The organism is Flavobacterium limnophilum, from assembly GCF_027111315.2.
Taxonomy (GTDB): domain Bacteria; phylum Bacteroidota; class Bacteroidia; order Flavobacteriales; family Flavobacteriaceae; genus Flavobacterium; species Flavobacterium limnophilum.
Genome location: NZ_CP114289.2, coordinates 4,425,037 through 4,448,827, shown reverse-complemented (window position 1 = coordinate 4,448,827; position 23,791 = coordinate 4,425,037). Strand labels below are relative to the sequence as shown.

General features: G+C 35.7%; 13 protein-coding genes. 4 read left to right on the top strand and 9 right to left on the bottom strand.

Features of this window, described 5'->3' with window-relative positions; all coding sequences use genetic code 11:
• Positions 1-78 precede the first annotated feature (78 nt).
• The 7 genes from OZP13_RS18415 to OZP13_RS18385 all read right to left on the bottom strand — a co-directional run bounded on the left by OZP13_RS18415 (position 79) and on the right by OZP13_RS18385 (position 11,648).
• Complete coding sequence (locus tag OZP13_RS18415; RefSeq protein WP_281298163.1) at positions 79-2,280, bottom strand: beta-glucosidase family protein; 2,202 nt, start codon at positions 2,278-2,280, stop codon at positions 79-81.
• A 51-nt stretch (positions 2,281-2,331) separates the two neighbouring features.
• Positions 2,332-3,519, bottom strand: coding sequence for a family 16 glycosylhydrolase (locus tag OZP13_RS18410; protein WP_269241587.1), 1,188 nt, complete (start codon positions 3,517-3,519; stop codon positions 2,332-2,334).
• Positions 3,520-3,802: 283 nt separating this feature from the next.
• Entirely contained in the window at positions 3,803-4,891 is a 1,089-nt protein-coding gene (locus OZP13_RS18405; RefSeq protein ID WP_281298162.1) for a family 16 glycosylhydrolase, read from the bottom strand.
• A 466-nt stretch (positions 4,892-5,357) separates the two neighbouring features.
• On the bottom strand, positions 5,358-6,161 hold the full coding sequence (locus tag OZP13_RS18400) for a hypothetical protein (protein ID WP_281298161.1): 804 nt from the start codon (positions 6,159-6,161) through the stop codon (positions 5,358-5,360).
• A 30-nt stretch (positions 6,162-6,191) separates the two neighbouring features.
• Positions 6,192-7,898: a RagB/SusD family nutrient uptake outer membrane protein gene (locus OZP13_RS18395; RefSeq protein ID WP_281298160.1), complete on the bottom strand. Its 1,707-nt coding sequence runs from the start codon at positions 7,896-7,898 to the stop codon at positions 6,192-6,194.
• Between the two features lie 18 nt (positions 7,899-7,916).
• Positions 7,917-11,156: a SusC/RagA family TonB-linked outer membrane protein gene (locus tag OZP13_RS18390; protein WP_281298159.1), complete on the bottom strand. Its 3,240-nt coding sequence runs from the start codon at positions 11,154-11,156 to the stop codon at positions 7,917-7,919.
• Between the two features lie 339 nt (positions 11,157-11,495).
• Positions 11,496-11,648, bottom strand: a complete 153-nt coding sequence (locus OZP13_RS18385; RefSeq protein ID WP_281298158.1) for a hypothetical protein — start codon at positions 11,646-11,648, stop codon at positions 11,496-11,498.
• A 291-nt stretch (positions 11,649-11,939) separates the two neighbouring features.
• Between OZP13_RS18385 and OZP13_RS18380 the strand changes: the two genes are divergently transcribed.
• Entirely contained in the window at positions 11,940-14,810 is a 2,871-nt protein-coding gene (locus tag OZP13_RS18380) for a triple tyrosine motif-containing protein (protein WP_281298157.1), read from the top strand.
• 56 nt (positions 14,811-14,866) lie between these two features.
• Here OZP13_RS18380 and OZP13_RS18375 read toward each other — a convergent pair whose 3' ends face one another.
• Together OZP13_RS18375 and gldJ are read right to left on the bottom strand one after the other, a co-directional pair.
• On the bottom strand, positions 14,867-16,150 hold the full coding sequence (locus tag OZP13_RS18375) for a UDP-N-acetylmuramoyl-tripeptide--D-alanyl-D-alanine ligase (protein ID WP_281298156.1): 1,284 nt from the start codon (positions 16,148-16,150) through the stop codon (positions 14,867-14,869).
• 64 nt (positions 16,151-16,214) lie between these two features.
• The gene (gldJ, locus tag OZP13_RS18370; protein ID WP_281298155.1) at positions 16,215-17,894 is read right to left on the bottom strand and encodes a gliding motility lipoprotein GldJ; all 1,680 of its coding nucleotides are present in this window, start codon (positions 17,892-17,894) and stop codon (positions 16,215-16,217) included.
• A 208-nt stretch (positions 17,895-18,102) separates the two neighbouring features.
• On the opposite strand from gldJ, the gene porU reads away from it, so the two are divergent.
• The 3 genes from porU to cdd all read left to right on the top strand — a co-directional run bounded on the left by porU (position 18,103) and on the right by cdd (position 23,716).
• Entirely contained in the window at positions 18,103-21,933 is a 3,831-nt protein-coding gene (gene porU, locus OZP13_RS18365; protein ID WP_281298154.1) for a type IX secretion system sortase PorU, read from the top strand.
• Between the two features lie 37 nt (positions 21,934-21,970).
• Entirely contained in the window at positions 21,971-23,167 is a 1,197-nt protein-coding gene (porV, locus tag OZP13_RS18360) for a type IX secretion system outer membrane channel protein PorV (protein WP_281298153.1), read from the top strand.
• Between the two features lie 66 nt (positions 23,168-23,233).
• Positions 23,234-23,716 carry a cytidine deaminase gene (gene cdd, locus OZP13_RS18355; RefSeq protein ID WP_269241572.1) on the top strand — a complete coding sequence of 161 codons (483 nt, stop codon included), beginning with the start codon at positions 23,234-23,236 and terminating at the stop codon, positions 23,714-23,716.
• Positions 23,717-23,791: the final 75 nt, after the last annotated feature.

The following is a 23,791-nucleotide window of genomic DNA, read 5'->3' as shown; positions in this document are numbered from 1 at the left end:
TTTATTTTTAAAAAACATCACAAGATGCTTTAAAAAAAGGAATAAAAAAGGAGGGTGTTTTCAATATGAAATCCTTAATTATTTGATTGTTATTTTTATTTTTTTTGAAATATTGTTGGATGAATTCCCGATGTAAATTATATAGTCCCCTTTTTCTAGATTCCAATTTGAAATGGATTCATCATAAAAACTTAAACTATTTACATCAATCGAAATTGAGGCGGCGGCATTTTCCCCTTTTTTGACTTCAATTTTCTGGAAACCTTTCAATTCTTTTTCCGCTCTATTAACTTTTGAATTTAGTTTTCCAACATAAACCTGAACTACTTCTGAGCCATCAATATTACCGGTATTGGAAACATTTCCCGAAATTAAAATTGATTCATTTTTTGTATACTCTTTCTTATCTGCAGTCCATTTAGAAAGTTCAAATGTTGTATAAGACTGTCCTTCTCCAAAAGCAAACAGGGGTTTAATTTTCTTGGTGTCGAACCATCTGTAACCCACCAAAATATCTTCTTTGTAGTATTGATTGACTCCGTCTCCGGGATAACTCAATTCTCCAAAAGAATGTGCCGCATTATCACTTAATTTTTTAGGAAATGAAAACGGCAATTTCCCCGAAGGATTTACATCGCCACTAATCACGTCGGCAATTGCATTTCCGGCAACACTGCCCAAATACCAAGTTTGCATTAAGGCTTTGATTTCGGAAATCCACGGCATCTCGACAGCATTTCCACTTATTAATACAACCCCTATATTTGGATTTACTTTTATAAGTTCATTTAATAATTCGTCTTGTCCAAAAGGCAGTTTAAACTCTTTTCTATCCGCTCCTTCACAATCTTGAAGGTGATTTTTATTAAGTCCACCAAAAAACAGCACAATATCTGCTTTTGTAGCTACTTCAATTGCTTCTTGTTTTAGTTTATTTGCGTCTAATGTGGAAGGAATAACCCTGTCATAAGCCGAAGGGCCAGAGGCATATCCCATTGCATATTTTATAGTTGCATTTTTGTATCGATTTTTCAATCCCTCTAAAGGAGCTATTTCATTTTTGGCTTTCAATTCGGAAGAACCACCACCAATTGTCATTGATTTTGTGGCATTTTCGCCAATAACCGCAATAGTTATCTTTTTTGATGCATCAATTGGGAAAAATGAAGCCTCATTTTTTAATAACACAATTCCTTCACCAGCAATTTTTCTGGCTACATCTATGTGTTCTTGATTGTTCATTCTTCCAAAAGAACGATTAGGATTCATATTAGTTCGAAACATTAAACGCAAAATTCTTCTAACTTTATCATTTAGAACGTCTTCTGCAATTTCGCCGCTTTTGAGTAATTTCAAAAATGGATTAGCCAGATAATAAGAATCGTAAGCGTTTTTTGTAGATGTTGTTAAACCATCGGTACCCGTTCCCATTTCTATGTCTAAACCATTTAGCGCTGCTTGTTTTGTATCATGCGCACCTCCCCAATCGGTGATTACAACGCCATCAAAATTCCAATCTTTTTTTAATATTTTGTTCAACAGCAAATCATTATGACAACAAAACTGACGTCTAAACTGGTTATAGGAACCCATAATTGACCAGACTTTTCCCTCTTCGACCGCGGCTTTAAATGCTGGTAAATAGATTTCGTGCAAAGCTCTATCACTGACTTCAACATTGATATGGTCTCTCCAAACTTCTTGATTATTTAGCGCAAAATGCTTCACGCAGGCGGCCACTCCATTTTGTTGTACCCCTTGAATGTACGGAACCACCATTTTTGAGGCCAAAAACGGATCTTCGCCCATATATTCAAAATTTCGCCCATTCAAAGGAGATCGATACATATTTACACCTGGACCTAAAAGCACATCTTTTTTTCTGTAGCGAGCTTCTTCGCCAATACTTATTCCGTAATCTTTAGATAAATTAGGATTAAATGTTGCTGCCAAACAAGTCAACGCAGGAAATGCCGTTATAGAATCGTTTGTCCATCCAGCGTATCCCCAATTATCCCAATTTATTTCTCCGCGAACCCCATGAGGACCATCAGACATCCATAATTCGGGAACACCAAGCCTTTCTACTCCTGGAGTACTAAATTTAGATTGTGCATGACACATTGCCACTTTTTCCTCGATAGTTAACAAGGAAATTATATTTTCTATTTTAGTTTCTATGGATTTTGAACTATTTATATCTTGAGCATTAACAGTCATAACCGTCATTGCATTACAAATAATTGCTACTACTGAAATTTTAAAAATATTTCTAACCATGGATTTTAGTTTTATTGTTTGTTATTTGAAAGATTAATAAATCGGAGCTTACTACTCTGCTTTTTTCAGTTCATAAACCCTCACATAATCTAATATGATTTTTTGCGAAGTCATCACTGGGTCTATATCTCCTCCCATTCCGCCACCTATTGCAAGATTTAGAATAAGGTTTTGCGGTATTTTGTTATAAGGCCAAGCCTCACTTCTAGCTGTAGTTACTTGATAGTCGAAATATTTTTTTCCGTCAATATACATGGCCATTCCTGATGGCAACCATTCGAGTGTGTAGTCATGAAATTCTCCATTCATATTTTCAACATCGGTAACAAATGGAATTTGATTTCCTTTTTTAAAATAATAGCCTTCATAATGAATTGAAGCGTGTGTTTTCCCATTCCCTGTTATGTCATCTATTTCAGAACCTACATTTTCCAACACATCAATTTCACTACAATTAGGCCAGGACAATTCATCTACATAGGAATCGCCCAGCAACCATCCTGCAGACCAAGATCCTTTTCCTACTGGAACTTTGGCCCTAAATTCTATTTTTCCAAACAAGAAACTTTCTTTTCCTCTTGTTGTTAACCTTGCTGAAGTCCACGGCTTTCCATCATCATTTTTTCTGGCTTCGATAATAAGATTTCCATTTTCTTGTCTGGCATTTTCTAGCCTTTTTTCGGTATAATATTGTGCTTCGTTATTACCCCAACCCCAATTTCCGATATCATAAGTCCATTTTGTCCCATCGGGCAATCCCTCGCCATTAAACTCGTCACTCCAAGTTAATTCCCATTCTTTTCCGGTGGTATTTTGTTTGAAAACAATTGGAGATGATTTATGTTCTTTTATTAAAATGAACTCGATTTTATCAATTAATAAAGGGCTTTTTTCTATGTGAAGTTTCATCAAATGAGTCTTTGCCTCCAAGGGAGAACCGTCTTTTTGGACAAAATTATTGGAACTTTTTCCAGCTACAGCAATATTGCCGGTAATGTTATAAATTCGCCCCTCTTTATTATCGATATTATCTTCGAGCCAGCAATTGACTTCTTTTATCTCTTCGTTTTTTGCAAAAAGACGCACAATGTACCTACCGGAAACAGGAAAATTTATACTATAACCCAGCCACGAACCTCCATCGCCTGTTTTTACAAATCCAACATTAGGTTTGTCCTTTAAAACTGTAATATTTCCCGAGTTTGCACTAAAAGTTTCTGCTTCAACAAGTATTGGCATAGCACTACTTTTATTACTTACACCTTTTCTACGAGTATTTGCATTAGCACAATTAGCCAAAAACAAAATCATCATCAATTGCAAAAAGAATTGCTTTACTAATTTTCTATACCGCATAAATATCTTTACTTTTCAAATCAATTATTTTATTCTTTATGAATGTATATGTGTCCCAAGAATTATTTATACTTTGTTTTCTAAACGAGTTCATTGCAGGCAAATGATTTGCTTTTAAACATTGCATTTTCGACGTTTATTTTCAGAGGATTAAGAAAATATTGTTTTAATTGTAAACTCTAATGTAATCTACTTCTAAAGTTGAGGAAACAAAATTTGGATCTATTGTTCCACCAAAATCACCTCCAATTGCACAATTAATAATTAAGAAAAAATTCTGGTTGAAAGGAACACTTGCCGAATTCACAAAGGTCTTGAATAACTGATTATCCACATAAAATTTAATTGTGTCTGCACGCCAATCTAAGGAATAGACATGAAATTCTGTTGCTGCATTAGAAATCATTGTTGTTGATCCATCACCAGTTGCACCTGAATGACCTGGATAATGCAGTGTTCCATAAATTTTATTAAGTTGATTGCCTAGGTGTTCCATAATATCTATTTCTCCACAAGCTGGCCAACTAACTGTACCAATATTATCGCCCAACATCCACAAGGCAGGCCAAGTTCCTCCACCCGAAGGCATTTTTGCCCTTATTTCTACTTTGCCATATTTAAATGAAAATTTCCCGGCTGTTTTAAGTCTTGCAGAAGTATAATTACTACCCAGATAACTTTCTTTTTTTGTAATAATTTTTAATACACCTCCTTGAACGATGGCATTTTCTGTTCTATTGGTATAATATTGTGGTTCATTGTTTCCCCAACCTCCAGCACCTAAATCATAACCCCATTTTGTGCTATTTGGTGCTCCATCAACATCAAATTCGTCACCCCAAATTTGGGTAGTTGCAACAAAAACGATAATAGATTTTGATATATTGAAATATTTTAAACCGTTGAATGCCGTAACTTGAACTTCATAGGTTTTAGTACCACTTGAACTATAGGTGTGGGTAAAAACTCCTGTTGTAGTTTCAATAGTTTCACCATCTCCAAAAACAACTTTATAGGATGTGGCATTATTTGGAGTAATGCTAAATTTTACCGTACCACTACCGTTTCCGTTTGGATATTGTGTACTTACGCCAACAATTTCGGTAGTTACCACAAGATCCGAAGGTATTGTACCCGATCCGGAATTTCCTCCAGAAGAGCCTCCATCCGAGCTGCAGGAAACAAAAGCACCAATTAATAAACTACACATTAATATAGCCATTTGCCATTTTGAAAACAAACTGTTTTGAATCATTTAGAATATTATTTTTGAATTAACGCCATAATAAGGCCAAAAGATATTTTTTATTTTAAATCTTTAAACAAAGAATAACTACAAACCCTATTGAAGACAGAGATGGCAACTTTAATTTTTGCCCATAACTGAGCATTACTATTAAGCAAAATAAAAAGTTGGATTTAAAAAAGAATTAATTCATCAAAGCTTCTGGGTTACCTGCCACAGAAGCTCTTGATGAACAACTTAAGTTAAATAATTAATCCCCATTTAACCTAACTAACTAACCAAATTATTATAAATTTCATCTCAATTCTTTCAGTTGAAAAAGATAAAACCAGAATTAACATCTCCTTCAAAGTCATTTGAAGAACTGTAAATATGAAAATGGCATTTTGAATGAATTATTCTACAGATAATGGAAAGTAATTCGAAAAAGGAAGGTTTTAATCTTCCCTTTTCGAAAACAAACAAACCAACTAAATTATTCAGGCTTGAAAACAAAAGTCCAACCAGTGCCATAGGCCTCACTATTATTTAAATAAAGCACCATTTTGGTTGGTGTAAGTTCTACAATTGTGTAAACTCCGTCTTTATTACCAGCAGCAGAACCAAGCATCTTTGCACCATCACTAATAATCAACCTTTTACCTGCCACATCCAAAGTAAATAAACCTTTAGTTCCAGTAGATGTTGCAGTTTCATAATGTGTATAATTTGCATTGCCATTTAAATCAAAATGCATTTTCCCATTTTGATCACTAGGACCACAACATATTCCCGCATTCCACCAAGCATTCATCGCTGTACTTGGATCATTAGGAGGGGACATAAACCACCATAATGGACCGTCACCATTTGCCGCAGGATTATCTTTATAAAAAACCCAAGTTTTACCTTTAACGGCATCTGCTCCTAACAAAGCACCCCATTCAGGCGGAACTGGATGATCTAACTTATTAATAGTCACTGAAACCTTTTTTTCAAATAATTCAGCGCCTAAAGTACCCCTATATACAAAATTAAAAGTCCCCATAACTGGAAAAACAACTGTAGCTCTGTCTGTTAAAGCTTTCCCTATTATGTAATTCCAATGACCACTGATTCCTGTGGTAAGTAATTCAAGTTTAATTTCATTACCTCCTGATGTGGTATTTGTGGCTTTGAGTTCAACACCATCAATATTGGTGGTATTCTCTAAATGCTGTTCTTCAACAATTGGATCGCATGCCGAAAAAAGCAGCACGAACGAAGCCAGAATAAGATACAATACTTTACTATTTTTCATAATTATAATTTTATTAATAATTGTTAATTTTTACCAACCTGGATTTTGAGTATAAACACCATTTGACAATCTTATTTCCGTTTCTGGAATTGGCAACAACCCTTTGGTTTCTGCTCTGTATTTTGCACTATAAATAGCATCCGTACCGGAATTTCTCACTGGGAAAGAATCACTAAATGCTGTTTTCACATCTCCCCAACGAACAATGTCATACCAGTGTAAAGCTTCGAATGCAAATTCGTGCAAACGTTCCTCTTTTATGGCATCTAATGAATAAGCAATAGGTAGCAATCCCGCTCTGGATCTTACTGCATTCATTCCAGTTGCTGTTTTGGTTATTTCGGAGTGCATTAACAATACATCGGCATAACGCATAAAGATGAAATCTTGGGCATGCATCAATTGCATGTCTGCATTACCCCATTTATACATTTGAACAAACATACCTACATTGCTATTGGCTGCATTGGGATGTTGAAGAGATGTATATTTTTTATTGAAATATCCTGTTTCATGATCTCCTTTGTCTCCTTTATAGCCATCTGTTCCTTGTTCCGCTTTTCCAACTTGAATGATGGAACCTACTTTTCTTGGATCGGCATCAGCCCAATTGTTCCATAATTTTGGACTTACAGTACCCATTCCCCAACCTGTTCCGAAAGGCACCAAGGAGTTGTCGCGCATTCCTGTAAACAGAGCAAGTCTGTTGGTGTACATTGGACCATTGGTCCAATTCCAGTCTCCAAAGGAGAATCTTTGTACAAACATGGTTTCTTTGTTGCCTGTGCCAAAAGTTGGTGTAGCACCATCTTGTCCTACCCATGACAAATTTTCAGTTGCAGCCCACGGCAATACTGTTTTGCCGGCACTTTTGTTTACATAAGAATAAGGCCATAAGTTTCTAAAGTCGGAGGCCAAAGCATGACCACTATTGGTCATACAATCATTCAAATAAGCAGTAACATCAGCAGCACTCAATGTTTTTCCATCAACTAATGGTAAATCTGTAGTTGCTTTTTGTTCGATATTAGTCATATAACCCGTGTAGAATAAATATACACGTGCCATATAGGCCTCGGCAACCCATTTGTTGGCATGACCATAACTAGCGGTTGGTATGCTTGGGAATGGAGTGGCCGGCAATGACTCAATTGCAGCTTTTAAATCAGTGGCTATTCGTGCAAAAGTTTCAGTATAAGTTGCTCTACCAACCATTCTATCTGCGTCAAGTGAGTTGATTAATGGAACCCCACCAAAGAATTTAGCCAATCTAAAATTGAAGAAGGCTCTCATAAACAATGCTTCTCCAATGGCTTGTTTTTTGAAATTATCCGCTTCTGCTACAGTTGTGAAATATTTGGAAAAATCGGCAGCTGGTGTTTTATCGATAATCGCATTGGCTCTCGTTATTCCATAATACGATTGTACCCACATATCACGATACGTATCTTCAAGAGGGTCTTCAAAATTATCGACCCATTTGGCCGCTTTGTCATCTGGCCCACCACCACCTAACATCATATTGTCCAGCAAATTGGCAGCCAATTGTTCCTCGCTCATGGCATTTTGGATATAAATGGCATTGTAAACACCCGCCATGGCTTCGTTGATGTCCGTAGGTGTTTTATAAAAATTCTCGGTGTTTTTTCCGTAAAGATTCTCAGAATCTAAGTAGTCTGTACAACTTGTTGTTGCAAGAGTTGCTGAAATGGCTACTATATATATTAATTTTTTCATTGTCTTTGAGTTTATATATTAAAAATCAGCACTTAATCCAAACATTACTGTTCTTGCTTGAGGGTATAAACCTAGGTCAATTCCCGAAGCCCATTTTGTTGTGCTATCACTAGCATCGCTATTCCCTGAAAAACGTACTTCTGGATCCATACCGTCATATTTAGTAAAGGTATATAAGTTATTTACAGCCATATATACTTTTAAGTTAGATACAAATTTAAAATCAGAAAGAACTTTGCTGAAATTATACCCTAAAGTCAAATTATTAATTCTCAAATAATCAGCATCATGCATGTAGATATCAGAAACATATTGGGTATTTCTGTTGGATACAGCAGACAATCTAGGCATTTTATTAGATGTGCCTTCGCCATGCCAACGATTGAAAACATCAGAGGTATAGTTTTGTTTAGGACTGTCAGCAAATGAACGATACGATTGCATTACTTGCATGCCATATTTACCGGCCATTGTAGTATTCAAATATACTCCTTTGTATTCAAAGTTTAATTGGATACCTAATTCAAAATCTGGATTAGGATTGCCTAAATATACCATGTCTTTTTCATCAATTGCACCGTCTTGGTTTTGATCCACAAAACGAACATCTCCTGGACGTTGATCATTGAAGTATGGTTTTCCACTTGGGGTAAGCCATTCACTTGCTTCTTGTTGATTTTGAATAATCCCTGCAGTTTGGTAACCATAGAAAAATCCAATAGGTTGTCCAACTTGTGCTCTTGAAACTTCTCCTGTTCCTTGAGAAAGCACATTGCTTGGTCCGTGAATGATTCCATCGGCATTGGCAATTCGGGTAATCTCATTTTTGTTGTGAGAGCCACTTAACGTGATACCATATTTGAAATCACCTATTTTGTCGTTCCAGTTTACAGAATATTCGATACCTGAATTTTCAACATCTCCACCGTTAATAAAAGAAGGTGGTGCGCCTTGAGTTCCCAAAGCAGCAGCTTTAACCAACCAATCTTTGGTAGTTTTTTTGTACCAGTCAAAAGTTACTCCTAGTTTAGAATCAAATAGTTTAGCATCGAAACCAAAGTCCAATTGCTCTGAAGTTTCCCATTTAATGTCAGGATTTGGAACATTAGCAAGTATAGCCGTTGTACCAGAAACAGGTTTAGTATCTCCAAAAAAGTAACCAGGGAAAGAGTAATTGATATTTGCTTGATATTGAAAAGATTCTATATCTTCATTTCCGTTTTGCCCCCAACTTCCTCTCAATTTGGCAAAATTAAGTATTCCTGAAGTGCTTGCCATAAAATCCTCTTTTGTAATTACCCAACCTGCAGATACTGAAGGGAAATATCCCCATCGATTGTCTTCTGCAAACCTTGAAGATCCATCGGCACGCATTGTAGCGGAAAGGAGGTATTTTTCTTTATAATCGTATTGTGCTCTTGCAAAGAATGATTGAATAGCACCACCACCAGCGCTCCAGTCAGCACCACTAGCATTAATATCACTAATTGAAGCAGGACTTTGCGTATTGTTTAGGTAGGCATATTTTGGATTGCCTGGAAATAATAAATTATTTCTGGTTGCTCTTAATTCATTATTAACTTGGTTACGAACCAATTCCGTTCCCATTACAGCAGTTAGTTTATGCTCACCAAATTTTTTATCATAAGCCAGCGTATTGGTCCAAGTGGTTCTTGCTCCAAAGTATGAGTTTTGAGTAGCTCCATCAACAGCATCATTATAAAGAACCCCTAAATGGTAGGTTGGATTCATTGATCTACCATTTCCAAACCAAGAATCAACTCCGTAAATAGATTTGAATTTTAAATTTAAAACCGGTTCAATTTCTAAAAAGGCATTACCTGTAATATTATTCCCTTTGCCATAGTTATAGTTGTGTCTATAATACATCACGGCCAATGGATTGGTTTGTCCAGTGTTCAAACCATCTAAAGTTGGGGTGTATCCGAACTCATTGATGTTTCTATCAATAGAAGTCTGCCAATAAGCGGGTTGTAAAGGGTTCTGAACCAGAGCATTGTGCAAATCATTCCAATAGATATTACCGTTGGCTATAGATCTATTTTGAGTATTTGAATACGTGAAATTTTCTCCTACTGTAATGATACTGTGTTGATCATTTTTTTTCAATACCATTGTAGTGTTGAATCTGGCAGTAAGTCTTTTGTATCCTGCATCCGTTATATTTCCGCCAAGCATACCGTCTTGGTCAAAATACGAAATACCTGCTGAATACGTAATATCTTCACTACCGCCTGTAATATTTAAGGCGTGGCTAACCACTGGCGCATCTTTTTTGGTCATTTCATTGATCCAGTTGGTTCCTTCCCAGCCGTCTTGCAGTTTTGCCCAAATGTCGTCACCCAATTGTTTTCCAGCACCTGGGTAATTAGTTTCTAGCCAGTTGTTGTCGTGAACCATTGCATTCCAATCGGTTGGAGCCAATCCATCATTCACTCTTCCCTCATCATTAATATACATATATTCTTGGGCATTTAATGGATCCAAGTTTTTGTATATATTTTGAATTCCAAAATAGTAATCATAGCTAATTTTTGCTGGTCTTCCTTTGCGTCCTTTTACGGTTGTAACCAAAACAACACCATTTGCTGCTCTAGAACCATAAATTGCAGCAGAAGCGGCATCTTTCAAAACATCAATAGATTCAATATCGGATGGATTCAAATAATCAATACTTCCTACAGATACACCATCTACAACATATAATGGGTTCGAATTACCAATAGTACCCAATCCGCGAATGGTTACCCTGGTTCCTGCTCCTGGAGCTCCATTATTTTTTGTAATGCTGATACCTGCCGCAATTCCTTGAAGTGCCTCCATAGCAGAACCTGTATTCAGTGAGGCGAGATCTTCACCTTTAAAATTGGAGCTTGCTCCTGTGAGCAACCCTTTCTTTTGGGTACCATATCCAATAACAACAACCTCCTGCAACGATTGCGATTCAAGAATTAATTTTGCATTAATGGTTGTTCTTCCCTTAATGGTTTCTTGAACTGTGGCATATCCCACGAAACTAAAAACTAAAGTGCCATTAGAATCGGCCTTTAATTGATAATTTCCATCCATGTCCGAAGATGTTCCCGTTTTGGTTCCTTTAATTAAAATGGAAACCCCCGGAATAGGCAATCCGTTCTCGTCAATGACTTTTCCTTTTATGGAAACATCTTGTGCTTGCCCATAAACTGAGAACAGAACGGATAAAAAACAAAAAATAAGTAATTTTGTTAATTTCATTTTTCTAATTTTTTTTTGGTTAGTTAAAGTTAATCGTATTATTTCTATAAAAAATTACTAATACATTTACAAAAATAGACAAGATGTTAATTATATGTTAATAGGTTTTTATCAATTACCGATGTTTTTTTTGCATATTATAAAATTTATTCCTTAAATAACTATCAAATACAAATTTATTTCCATCAATAAAACACCTAGACTTACTATCACGTCGATTTACAAATCCCAATTTCAACTGAATTTATTTTTATCTAATGAGAAACCTTTAGCCAATTGTTTCTATAGTTTAGCATCAATAAACAGCCAAGCCTCTGACCCAATCAGAACATATTGCCTTTAGGTTTCCTTTAATAATAAAAAAGGAACATCAGGAATGGGTAATCCGTCCTCATCAATGACTTTACCACTTGTGACGGCCTTGTGCACTTGTGCGAAAACTGAGAATAAAACAGATAAAAACCAAAAAACAAACAATTTTGTTAATTTCATTTTTCTAAATTTTTAGTTAATTGAATTAGTAATTTGACACAATATTAAACTTTAAATTTCACAATCAACAAAATAAAAATCATACAAAAACACATCAATTATACATTTTTACATAATAAAAACACATTTAACAAAATACAATAGTTTGATTTTCAATAATTTAAATAATTCAATAACAATCACACCATATTACGATTATAAAAACAAACACTACATTTACAAAACGACAAAATATCTACTATATTTAACAAATATTTAGAGACTAATGTTTTTATTTAAAAAAATAAAATTATGAAATTCGCTTTTCTTCAATGTCTATTCTGTATAGTTTTATTGTCAACAGCCCCTCTTCATTCCCAAGTGAAAAACATAGGATTACCGGAAATTAGAAATTATAAAAAAACAGACTACAAAGGAGGAACCCAAAACTGGAACATTGATCAAGACAAAAACGGCAATCTATATTTCGCCAACAACAATGGTCTTTTCCAACTTGACGGCTCTTCTTGGCATAAATACAGCTTACCCAACAATTCAGTTATCAGATGTGTTAAATTCGAGGATTCCGGAAAAATTTTCGTTGGAGGCTCTAATGAATTTGGATATTTCAGTTCCGATTCAAAAGGAAAGCTAACTTATAATTCGCTTTCAAAATTTTTAAATACAAAAATTAGTGTTTTTGACATAGCTTGGAAAATCCATCTCTATAAGGACGAGGTCATTTTTCAGTCCTTTGAAAATGCATATGTCTACAAAAACAACAAAATTAGGGTGCTTAAACCATTATCTTCTTTCCAATTTTCGTTTCAAGTAGAAAACAAACTCTATTTTCAGGATGTTTTAAAAGGATTGCTGGAATATAGAGACGGAAAACTTTATCCACTTGAGGGAACAGCTATTTTAAACAACACGGAAGTGTGGGGAATGTTTAAAATGCCCGAAAAGAAGCTTCTGATTGCGACATTGGACAAAGGACTTTTTATATATGAAAACAATAAAATGAGTTCCTGGAATACCGAAGCCAACACTTTTATTAAAAAGAATAGCTGCCTTGGAGGCGTTTCCATCAAAAACAAATACATTGTCTTGAACTCGGTTTTAAACGGGATTATTATTTGTGATGAAACTGGCAGAATAATCCAGCATGTCAATCAAAAAAAAGGACTACAAAACAACACTGTCCTTACCTCATTTGTAGACGAAAAAGACAATCTGTGGTTGGGACTTGATAATGGAATTGCATTTATAAACGAGAACTCTCCTTTTTCCTATTTTGGCATCAGCTATGATTTGAGTACCGTTTACGCAACCGCCATTTACAACAACAATCTTTATGTTGCCACAAACCAAGGTGTTTTTTACCATTCTTGGAATAGTCCTTTCCAGGAAGACACTTTTAAACTGGTAGAAGGAACTACGAGCCAAGCGTGGAATATTCAAATTGTTGACGGCCAACTAATTTGCGCACACAATAGGGGTGCCCTATTAATTAAAGGCAAAAAACTCATTAAGAACTTGGATAAAAAGGGATATTGGAGTTTTAAAAAAATCCCAAACAACCCCAATTACATGATTGGTTCAAACTACAATGGTTTTTCCCTTTTTGAAAAAAAATCGGGTGAATGGCAATTTATTCGGCAAATTGAAGGCTTTTCAAAATCTGTGGGAACCTTTGAAATAGACAATACAAATATTTGGGTCAAAAAAGACAACCTAATTTACCAAATCACTTTAGGAGATGATTTAAAAAGATTCAAATCTGTCAAAACCCATCAAAATCTTTCCAATTTTGACAAAGGAATTACCAGTATACAAACCATTAGAAACAAAATTTATTTCCAAACCAACAATCATTTTTATAAATATTCACAGAACAATGATACATTCTACAAAGACACCATCGTCAATGAACTATTTAAAAAAATCCCAAAAACAAACACCATTTATGAAGATAATATTGGCAATATATGGTACACAAACAAGGAGTCTTTATGCGTTTTAAGAAAAAACAACACTAACAGCTACACCAATATTGTCGCACCATTTTACAATTTAACACAAAATCTAGTTTACAACAACCTATCGATCAACACTATCGATCCAGAAAATATTTTCATTGGTCTTACTGATGGCCTAGCTCATTATGATTCAAAATCATATCGCAATTTTATGATAAAACCCAAAGTATTCATACGAAGTTTTTCGTTTATAGGAGACACCATACAATTTGGAAACGGAAAAAACAAAATGGGAAAATTTAAAATTCCCTACAAATCAAATTACGAAAAATTCACATTTTCGTCCCCTACCTATGAAAACATTGAAAACATAAAATATTCCTATCAGCTAGAAGGATTTGAAGACAATTGGAGCAATTGGACTTCATCATCAATAAAAGAATACACCAATTTGAGAGAGGGCGACTACATTATGAAAGTAAGGGTAAAAAATAGTTACGGAATCCAATCTGACACAGCATCTGTGGTTTTTAGCGTATCTCCGCCTTGGTACAGACACTTTCTAGCTTATATTTTTTATGCAATTACCGTTACAATAATTATTCATTATATCCGGAAAAGAATTCAAGCAAAAATCAGGATGAACAAATACTATGAGACAATTGAACAAAGGAGAATCTATCTAGAAAAAGAATCCAAAATAAGACAAGAACAATTTGATCTGGAAAAACAAATCGAACGACTTCAAAACGAAAAACTGAAGACACAAATTTTAGTAAAAGACAAAGAATTGGTAACAAATTCCCTTCAGGTGGTCAAAAAAAACAAAATCCTAAATGGAATCATCCGCAAACTAAAAGACATCAATATGGATTCCTTTGACGAATCTGCCAAATTTCAATTCAACAAATTAAACAAAAGTATAATTAAAGAAGTTAATACAGACCACAGTTGGAAGGACTTAGAAAAACACATCAAAAATGTTCATTTTGATTTTCTAAAAAAGTTGAAAGAAAAACATCCAACCATAACTCCTCGTGAATTGGATTTGTCAACTTATTTATTGATGAACATGTCCACGAAAGAAATTGCCGAAATTATGAATATTTCGAGTGGCGGAGTTGAATTGGCACGTTACAGATTAAGAAAAAAACTAGGCCTGAACAAAAAAGAAAATCTAACGGGATTTTTAATGGGCGTCTAAAACAATAAACGCCATCACTATTACAGGATGGCGTTTATAATTTTGTGAAATATTTTCTATAAAAATTGCAGTGTCCTTTCGAGAGCCATTCCTCTAGACCCTTTAATAAGAATGGAGCTATTTTCGATTTTTATGTTTTTCAAATAATCCGAAAAAGATTCGAAACTTTCATAAAAATGAAAATTCTTTTCATCATTTTGATTCGCATAAAATTCTTTTCCAATGAAATGACAAACAACCTCTTTTGTATTTAAAAGTGAATTTACAATTGCTTTGTGTTCCTGACTGCTTTCCTCACCCAACTCAAACATATCGCCCAATATCATAATCTTGTTTGCATTGTCCAATTGCAAAAAGTTCGCAATGGCAACCGCCATACTGCTTGGATTGGCATTATAGGCATCCAAAATAATCTGGTTCGTTCCTTTGGACAAAAGTTGTGACCTGTTGTTCTCGGGAACATAACTCTCCAAGGCTTCTTTTATAGATAAATCATCGACTCCAAAATATTTTCCAACAGTGAGAGCAGCATTAATATTGTTGGCATTGTAAAGCCCAATTAAATGTGTTTGAACCAAGAGATTTGAAAAAGAAATTTCCACAAATGGATTGGCAACAATGGATGTAATGTTCACGTCTGCCTCTTTTTTATTTAAACCAAAGGAATAACAATTCATTTTTTGGGACTTTTCAACCTGAATTGGATCTTCCAGATTAATGAAAGCCAATTTATTGTTTTGTGAAAGATAGTCATACATTTCACTTTTGCCTTGAATAACTCCTTCCACTCCGCCAAAACCTTCTAAATGTGCTTTCCCAAAATTAGTGATGTACCCATAATCCGGTTTAGCCAATTCGCATAGAAATTCAATTTCTTTTTTATGATTGGCTCCCATTTCTACGATGCCCATCTCTGTTTTGCTACTAAAAGACAACAAGGTCAAAGGCACGCCAATATGATTGTTTAAATTTCCAACAGTTGCTTTTGTATTATACTTTTTGGAAAGAACTACGTTGATTAGTTCTTTTGTGGTAGTTTTTCCATTACTTCCAGTAAGTGCAATTATGGGTAGTTTTAAATATTGACGATGAAATTTAGCCAATTCTTGCAGTGTCTCTAAACTGTTTTTTACCAAGATAGTTCTTTGATCAATAAAATAGTCTTCATTGTCAATTATCACGTAAGAAGCTCCTTTTTCTAGAGCTTCTTTTGCAAACGTGTTTGCGTCAAAGTTTTCGCCTTTTATGGCAACAAACATCGAATTGGGTTCTATTTTTCGAGTGTCTATAGAAACTGAATTGCATTTCAAAAATAAACCATGAATTTGGGAGATATCCATTTTAAAAAATGATTAAAATAATAAAAGCCCTAAAAAGGGCTTTTATTAAGTATGATATAAAAAGTTAATTTCTAGCTCTTTTTCCTTTTTCAGATTTAGCTCCAACTTTTGACATTGCGCATCTAAATCCAATATAGTCTGTTGCCATATCTTGAGGAAAATATCTTCTTTGTGCCGGGTCTAGCCAATATGCCCTGTCTCTCCAAGACCCTCCTTTGTAAACTCTTACATTATCGTTTATCAAAGTTGTTCTTTTATTTGACTTGTCATATTTTCTAACCATTTTACCTAAACTGTCTGTTGTTACATTGTGTTTAGGCGAGTTATACATATCTCTTTCGTCATTTGCTTTTTTGTTGGTAGATTCAGAGTCTGCAAAATTAAAAAATTTAGATGATTGTTTGTCTCCATCTCTATAGTTGACATTATCACTTTTATCAAAATTTTGCCTCAAATAAGTTTCGTTTTCATCCACTGGGACTTGGGCAATTTGCCCCGGAAAACTTGTCGCCACTTTTTTACCGTTACTTAAGGTTTTATATTGAATGCTATCTTTAGTTATAACTTCAATTTTACCGTCTTTTCCAATTTTATTTTTGGTATATTGATTTCCTCTAAAATAATTGAAATCATTGGCTTCGTTATCAACAATTGGTCTATAAACATCAAGAACCCATTCGGCTACGTTTCCTGCCATATCGTATAATCCAAAATCATTTGCCGGATATTTTTTTACTGCATTGGTAATGTCGGCGCCATCATCAGACCATCCCGCTATACCACCGTAATCACCATTCCCTTGTTTGAAATTGGCCAATTGGTCTCCTTTGCTTTGTCTTTTTCCGGAACGAGTATAACTTCCAGACCAAGGATATTTTTTCTGGCCTTTATAAATATTGTATTCTCTTTGCCCCACATCGGCTGCAGCGGCATATTCCCATTCTGCTTCGGTAGGAAGTCTATATTCAGGAAGAAAAATCCCTGAAGACCTAGTTGCATAAAGTCCTGTTGCAGGCGCCGCAGTTCCATTTTTTCCTGCTTTAGGCGTTTTTCTGGCTCCTTTTTTCCCTGGCAATACAATTTCCGCGTTTCCACCATAAGCTGATGTAGGAGAATTCAAATAAGTTTCTGTATTGAAATTTTGTTCTGCGGTTACATCATTTGTTTTGGCATTTCTTTTAAGTAAACCATTTTTTTCCAATAGAGCTTCATTCACACGTTCTGTTCTCCATTTAGCAAATTCAACTGCTTGAACCCAGTTTACACCCACTACAGGATATTCTGCATAGGAAGGATGTCTTAAATAGTTGTTGGTCATCGTTTCGTTATACCCCAATCTATTTCTCCAAACTAATGTATCTGGAACTACACCATTATAAACATCTTTGAAATTCTCATCGGTTGGTGGAAACACTTTTTTTACCCAGTCCAGATATTCTAGATACATGGCATTTGTCACCTCTGTTTCATCCATATAAAAAGATTGGACGTGTTGTTGGGTTGGTGTGTTGTTCCAATCATGCATAACATCATCTTCCACTTTACCCATCGTAAAAGTTCCTCCTTCAACAAAAACCAATCCTGGGCCAGCTTCTTGTTTCTTTGAAGCCTTTTTTCCATCTACATTCCAACCTGTTGCTCTTGATGAGTTTTTTGAACTCGATTTTTTGCTACAGCTAGCAAAACCTAGTACCAACATCATCGACAACATCAATCGCAAGGCCATAATTTTATTTACTTTCATACTTTTTAGTAGGTAATAATTTGAGTGGTGCAATATAATAATTAACCATTAAACCGCAACACCATTTATTAATATTTATGTAAAACTGTGTATTGTCATATAAATTAAACAACTGAACGCAAATTTATACTATTTATTATTTACAATAACACTAAATAATATATTTTTACTGATCGTAATAATTCGTTATTTATCACGTTAAAAAACAATGAAAAAAAAAATTTTAGTTTATTTATTATTGATTCCCTTTGTTTCTTTGGCACAATTTAAAGGAGACATAACTATTGAATGGCTTGAAAAACAAGAAATGTCGTTCGGTGATTTTAAAATCAACATCCCCCAATTTTCGGGAAGCAGCTACAATTATAACACATCCGAAAAGGCACTTTTTTTTACGCTAAATCTTTCAGGAACAAACTCTTTCAGCCAGAACTCAGTTCAACTAACAAACGTGGTTTATGAATCTATCGCAACATCGCAAATCGGTGATTTAAGCCCCGAAAACATTCCAAGAACACCAGCCGCCACCTTAAAAACAACTCAATCTAGAGATTTAAAACAGACATTTCTTGTCTTGTCGCCAATCGTGAAAGACGAGTTTGGTTTTAAAAGAATCAAATCTTTCTCTTATTCTATCAACGGGGCAAATTCAAGAATAGCGCAAACCAATAAAAGCAAGGGAGTGATATCCAATTCAGTTTTAGCTTCAGGTGATTGGTATCAATTCTATATTGAAAAATCAGGAGTTTATAAAATTTCCAAAAACTTTTTACAACAATTAGGCCTAAATGTAAGCTCAGTCGACCCCAAAAAGATAAAAATATACGGAAATGGAGGGAAAATGCTTCCTTTATCGAACAATACCTATTACCCAATAGATTTAACCGAAAATGCCATTGAAATTGTCGGAGAAAGCGATGGCACGTTCAACAACGAGGATTATATCCTTTTTTATGCCGAAGGAGTTGACACTTGGAACAATGAAAGTCAAACCAATATTAATTTATACGATACAAAATCCTATTATTATGTAACTGTCCAGGGAAGCGATGGAAAAAGAATACAAAATATGGTTCAGCCTTCCGAAAGCAGCACTTTAAATTTAAGCACTTTTGACGATTACCAATTTCACGAATTAGACCTTATAAACATTGCACATTTAGGAAGACTATGGCTTGGTGAAACATTTGACATCAAACAAGACCAAGAATTTAGCTTTACTTTTCCAAACATTGACACAACAACACCAATAAAACTGAATATAAATACCGCTTCGGCCGCATTCACGCCTACTTCCTTCAAAGTCTCGGCAAACGGACTAGATGTTGGAACAATAATATGTCCGGCACTTGTAGCTTATTCAGGCACTGAATTCAACACCTCTTCTTTACCTAGCAATACCAGTTTTACAGGCTCAGAAACCGTAAAAATCAAATTGTCCTATGACAACAATGGCGTTCCGGGCTCAAAAGGATACCTCGATAAAATTGGACTAATTGCCAAAAGAAAACTTCAAGGATACGGAAAACAATTCCTGTTTCAATATGATTTGTCCAGCTCCAGTATGGGAATCGTGAGTTACACCATTTCGAATGCAGCCGGAATTTCCAGAATATGGGATGTCACCGACATATATAATGTAACCAAAGTCGAAAATTCAAATCAGGCTTCTTTCTCCTTTAAAGCAAACTTGGGGGAACTTAGAAAATATGTTGCCGTTGACGCCTTGGATTATTTCACGCCTTTAAAAAGCAGTAAAACAAAAATTGCCAACCAGAACCTGAAAGGCACTCTCTTTAAAAATGCTCAAGGTCAATTTCAGGATATTGATTACGTGATCATCACTCCAGCCTTTTTAACCAGCCAAGCCGAAAAATTGGCTAATTTCCACCGTTCTTATTCCAATTTGAATGTAAAAGTAATTCCTCTTGAAACCATTTATCAGGAATTCTCTTCAGGAAAACAAGACATTGCCGCCATCAGGAACTGCATTAAATACATCTATGAAAACGCTTCGACACCCGAAAAAAAGGTAAAATATATCAACCTTTTTGGTGACGCTTCTTATGATTATAAAAACCGCACACCAAACAACACCAATATTGTTCCAATATATCAGGCTCTAAACAGCAATACTTCCGGAGAATCTTCCTTTGCATCCGATGATTTCTACGGATTGATGGATGCCAATGAAGGAAACATCATCTCTTCTTTTGGAGGAATAGACATTGCCGTAGGCAGAATGCTAAACAATGATGCCGCACAAGCCGAAGAAATGGTCAATAAAGTATTGGAATATCACGACACTAAATCCTACGGAAGTTGGAGAAATAATTTTGTGATGGTTAGTGATGATTCCGACAAGACTTCTGATGTTAGCTTGCAAAGCAGGCAAAACAACTTGGCCGACGCCATAACGGCAGCCAAACCATTCATGAATGCCGATAAAATAATTATGGACTCCTATGTGCAGGAAGCCTCTGCTGGCGGATCAAGATATCCCAAAGCAAGAACCGATTTGTTCAGTGCCTTCGAAAAAGGGGCTTTGGTATTCAACTATTTGGGACATGGCGGAGAAGACGGATTGTCAGGCGAACGAATTTGGGAGAAATCGGACGGACAAAACTTGAACAATCAATTCAGATACCCCCTATTCATAACAATTACCTGCGAGTTCTCCCGTTTTGACAACCCTTCCAGACCAACAGCCGGAGAATACACTTATTGGAATCCAAAAGGCGGAGCCATTGCCATGTTGACAACCATCCGATCCATCGGACAGTTCAGTGCCGAAAATTTTAATGATGTTTTATCAAAAAATTTATTCTCATTTGGATCAAATCAATACACTTCCATCGCCGAAGCCTTGAGAATTTCCAAAAACAGCAATCCCAACTCCTCCGCAAATGTCGTTCTCTATTTAGGCGATCCTGCCCTAATGTTGGCCATTCCAAAACCTAAAATCAGACTAACAAAGGTAAACGACATTCCCGTATCGCAAGCCTTTGATGATTTCAAATCATTGGCCAAAATGAAAATATCCGGAGAAATAACCGACGAAAATAACCTTCCTTTGTCCAATTATAACGGAGAACTTTCGACCATTATTTTCGACAAGACAATTTCAAGAACAACTTTAAACAATGACGGATATAGTCCACCGATCCCTTTTAACATTCTTGGCGAAACCATTTTTAGAGGAAACGCATCGGTTACCAACGGACAATTCGAGTTTAGTTTCATAGTTCCACGGGACATTCGAGTTCCATTGGCCAATGGGAAAATTAGTTTTTATGCCAAAAAGAATCAATTTTTCGAAAACCAAACGGGCTATGACACCAGCATAAAAATTGGCGGAATAAATGAAAATGCCGTCGTGGACAATATTAACCCAAGAGTGAAGTTATATATGAATGACGAGACTTTTGTTTCGGGCGGAACAACAAACGAATCACCCTTCCTGCTGGCCCATCTTGAAGACGAAAACGGCATGAACACGGCCAGCGGAATAGGACATGATATGGTGGCAATACTGGATGGTGATGTTGAAAATCCTTATATTTTGAACGATTATTATCAAACTGATTTGGATGATTACACCAAGGGAACACTTCGATTTCCATTAAGGAATCTGGCTGTCGGCCTGCACACCATCACGTTCAAAGCTTGGGACGTTTACAACAATCCCATCACTGCCGAAATCCAGTTTGTGGTCGTAGGCAACGAATCGATAACATTGACCCATGTGTTGAATTATCCCAATCCATTTGTCAATTATACCGAATTTTGGTTTTCGCACAACAGGCCTTATGAACCTTTGGAAGTCCAGGTTCAAGTGATGACCATAACCGGAAAGGTGGTTTGGACAAGAAATCAAATCATTACCACCGAAGGATTTCTGTCCAAAGAAATCACTTGGGACGGCAAAGATGATTTTGGAAACAGGATAGGAAAAGGAGTTTATGTTTACAAACTTGTCGTTAAATCAAACTTAAGCAACACAAAAACCGAAAAATTTGAAAAACTTGTAATACTTTAATAAAATACTATATTTGTTCCATCAATTTTTTAAACCAATGAAAAAAATACTATTACTTTTTGTCTGTTTATTCATAATTTCATTTGCAAAAGCACAAGAGAATCCTATCACGACAGGAGTCCCGTTTTTATTGGTGGCTGCCGATGCCAGAGCTGCAGGTATGGCAGACAACGGTGTTGCCAGTTCAGCCGATACTTTTTCGCAACAATGGAATCCTGCAAAATATGCTTTTGCACTAGACAAACAAGGATTTTCGATAAGCTACACGCCTTACCTCACCGACTTGGTAAACGACATCTCTTTAGGACAACTAACCTATTACAACAGACTAAACGAACGAAGCGCTTTTGCCGGGAGTTTTAGATATTTTGGACTTGGGGAAATCGAGTTGCGCGAAACAGGAGACCCCAACGAAATCCCAAGAACAGTCTCTCCAAGCGAATTTGCTTTTGACGGGTCTTATTCCTTAAAATTAAGCGAGAAATTCTCGATGGCCGTTGGTGCCCGATTCATAAATTCTAATTTAAAAGTAGTATCAGACGCAGGAGATGCTTCTTCTGCAAGTTCATTCGCCATTGATGTTGCCGGATTTTTCCAATCGGAAGAGGTCGCTTATAATGACTTCAATGGAAGATGGAGAGCTGGTTTCAACATCCAAAATTTAGGGCCAAAAATAAGCTATGACAATTCAGAATTCAGCAACAACTTTTTACCTGCCAATTTAAAAGTAGGAACTGGTTTTGATTTTATCCTTGACGATTATAACAAAGTAGCCGTAAATGTTGAATTTAACAAATTATTGGTACCAACCCCACAAGTATATTATAGTAATGGAGGTTATGGCGGAGTTGACATGAATGGGGACGGCACAATTGATTCTACGGATAACGATCTTGCAGATGAAGAATACCGCTCTATTGGATGGTTTTCGGGAGTTTTCCAATCCTTCTCTGACGCACCAGGCGGTTTCAGCGAAGAGTTGAAAGAAATCACCTATTCTGTTGGCGCCGAATATTTATACCAAGATTCGTTTTCGATGCGAATGGGATATTTTCACGAAAGTCCAGACAAAGGAGCCAGAGAATTTTTCTCTCTTGGAGCAGGATTCAAATACAATGTAGTTAAAGTCGATGTTTCTTACTTGTTTTCAACATCACAAGTCAAAAATCCGTTGGAAAACACGTTACGATTCTCGCTCACCTTTAATTTTGGTGACAAATACGATGAATATTAAAAATACTTAAGCAATAATCACAATCCAAATTTCAATGAAGTTTGGATTTTTTTTCCAATAAAAAGAATGAAGGACATTATAATTACAACCCAATTTTCCGCTTTTGATTCCATTCAAGAACTTCCTCTTGACATTCAAAATCTAATGGAGCAAGCCGTTGCCGTCAGAAAAAACGCTTATGCACCTTATTCCAAGTTTAGAGTTGGCGCAGCTCTTTTATTAGACAATGGAAAAATTGTATTAGGTTCAAACCAAGAAAATGCAGCTTACCCATCTGGACTTTGCGCTGAACGTGTGGCTATTTTTCAATCAGGTGCTCTTTATCCTGATGCAAAAATATTAAAAATGGCCATTAGTGCCGCTTCGGACACGAATAAAACCACCGCACCCATACCTCCCTGTGGCTCTTGCAGACAATCAATAGCGGAATACGAAATCAAACAAGAAACTCCAATCGAAATTTATTTTATGGGAGAAATAGGTCTTATTTACAAATCGGCTTCCCTAAAAAACCTTCTACCTTTTATGTTTGACAAAAAGTTTTTATAAAAAAAACAAAAAATGCACTAAAAGTGTATTTTAAATTTTACTACTTCCTTGGAATGTCCTACTTTTGCACTTCGA